This is a genomic window from Pseudomonas brassicacearum subsp. brassicacearum, from assembly GCF_008801605.1.
In the GTDB taxonomy this organism is placed as follows: Bacteria; Pseudomonadota; Gammaproteobacteria; order Pseudomonadales; family Pseudomonadaceae; genus Aquipseudomonas; species Aquipseudomonas brassicacearum.
In genome coordinates, this window is record NZ_VZPJ01000032.1 from 1 (window position 1) to 2,185 (window position 2,185).

2 protein-coding genes are annotated in these 2,185 nt (G+C 63.8%); both read right to left on the reverse strand.

The window, feature by feature from the left end; genetic code table 11:
• Window positions 1–79: 79 nt before the first annotated feature.
• Window positions 80–277 carry a YbdD/YjiX family protein gene (locus F7R20_RS31345; protein WP_003201656.1) on the reverse strand — a complete coding sequence of 66 codons (198 nt, stop codon included), beginning with the start codon at window positions 275–277 and terminating at the stop codon, window positions 80–82.
• A gap of 15 nt (window positions 278–292) precedes the next feature.
• On the reverse strand, window positions 293–2,185 hold a 1,893-nt coding region (locus F7R20_RS31350), incomplete at its 5' end, for a carbon starvation CstA family protein (protein WP_114731659.1).

A 2,185-nucleotide genomic window follows, 5' to 3' on the forward strand; every position in this document is an offset into this window, starting at 1 on the left:
GTCAGTCAACATCAATGCTGCTGATCCACCGCCTTCGCGAGCAAGCCCGCTCCCACATGGGGTTCGAGGCTACCTCAACTCAACAGCACTTGGGCCCACCCTTGCCACCGTAACGGGCCTCCTGGCGTTCGCGAAAGAACGCCTCGTAGTCCATCAACGGTTTGTCCGGGTGCTTGGTTTGCATGTGCTCGACGTAGTTGTCGTAGTCGGGCATTCCGACCATCAGGCGGGCGGCCTGACCGAGGTATTTACCCAGGCGACTCAAGTCATTGAACATCGTTGCAATCCCCTATCAAGCGTCCGGCAAGGCCTGGAATGGCGCTTCCTTGTCCGTGCGTTCCTTGGTGCCCCAGGCGGCGATACCGACCTTGAGCGCGTAGAACAGGATGCTGAAGACCACGAACAGGAACAAGGCCGTCAGCGTCGCGTTGGTGTAGGCGTTGAACACCACGTGCTGCATCTGCTCGATGCTCTTGGCCGGGGCCAGGACCTGGCCGGCGGCCAGGGCATCGTTGTATTTGCGCGCCAGGGCCAAAAAGCCGATCGCCGGGTTGGCGTCGAACAGCTTGATCAGGCCCGCGGTGGTGGTGCAGATCAGCAGCCAGACCGCCGGCAGCATGGTCACCCAGACGTAGCGCTGGCGCTTCATCTTGATCAGGACCACGGTGGCGAGCATCAGGGCGATACCGGCCAGCATCTGATTGGAGATGCCGAACAGCGGCCACAAGGTGTTGATGCCGCCCAGCGGATCGATCACGCCCTGGTACAGCAGGTAACCCCACATCGCTACGCAACCGGCGGTGGCGATCAGGTTGGCCGGCCAGGATTCGGTGCGCTTGAGCGAAGGCACGAACGAACCCAGCAAGTCCTGCAGCATGAACCGCCCGGCACGGGTGCCGGCGTCCACCGCGGTGAGGATGAACAGCGCTTCGAACAGGATCGCGAAGTGGTACCAGAACGCCATGGTGTTCTCACCCGGCAGCACCGAGTGCAGGATCTGCGCGATCCCGACCGCCAGGGTCGGCGCACCGCCGGCACGGGCCAGCACAGTGGTCTCGCCGATGTCCTTGGCCACCGCTTGCAGCGCCTCGGGGGTGATTGCAAAACCCCAGCTGCTGACGGTCTGGGCCACGGCCACCACGTCACCGCCGACGATCGCCGCCGGGCTGTTCATGGCGAAGTACACGCCCGGCTCGATGACCGAAGCCGCGACCATGGCCATGATCGCCACGAAGGACTCCATCAGCATGCCGCCGTAACCGATGTAGCGGGCGTTGGTTTCGTTATCCAAGAGCTTGGGCGTGGTGCCCGAGGAGATCAGCGCGTGGAAGCCCGAGACCGCGCCGCAGGCGATGGTGATGAACAGGAACGGGAACAGGCCGCCCTTCCATACCGGCCCGGTGCCGTCGGTGAACTGGGTCAGCGCCGGCATTTTCAGCTCGGGCATGGTGACCAGGATGCCGATCGCCAGGGCAACGATGGTGCCGATCTTGAGGAAGGTCGACAGGTAGTCCCGCGGCGCCAGGATCAGCCACACCGGCAGCACCGCCGCGACAAAACCGTAGCCGATCAGCATCCAGGTAATCTGGATCCCGGTGAAGGAAAAGGCCTTGGCCCAGACCGGATCGGCAGCGATCTGCCCGCCCAGCCAGATCGAGCCCAGCAGCAACAGCACGCCGATGAGCGAGATTTCACCGATGCGGCCCGGGCGGATGTAGCGCATGTAGATGCCCATGAACATCGCGATCGGGATGGTCGCCATCACCGTGAAGATGCCCCACGGGCTCTCGGCCAGGGCCTTGACCACGATCAGCGCCAGCACCGCGAGGATGATGATCATGATCAGGAAGCAGCCGAACAGCGCGATGGTGCCGGGGATGCGGCCCATTTCTTCACGGACCATGTCACCCAGGGAACGCCCGTTGCGGCGGGTGGACAGGAACAGGACCATGAAGTCCTGCACCGCACCGGCCAACACCACGCCGGCGATCAGCCAGAGCGTACCGGGCAGGTAGCCCATCTGCGCCGCCAGCACCGGCCCGACCAGCGGCCCCGCACCGGCAATGGCCGCGAAGTGGTGGCCGAAAAGAATGTGTTTGTTGGTCGGGACGTAGTCCAGGCCATCGTTGTTGAGCACGGCGGGAGTAGCCCGGCGCGCATCGAGTTGCATCACGTTGTTGGCGAT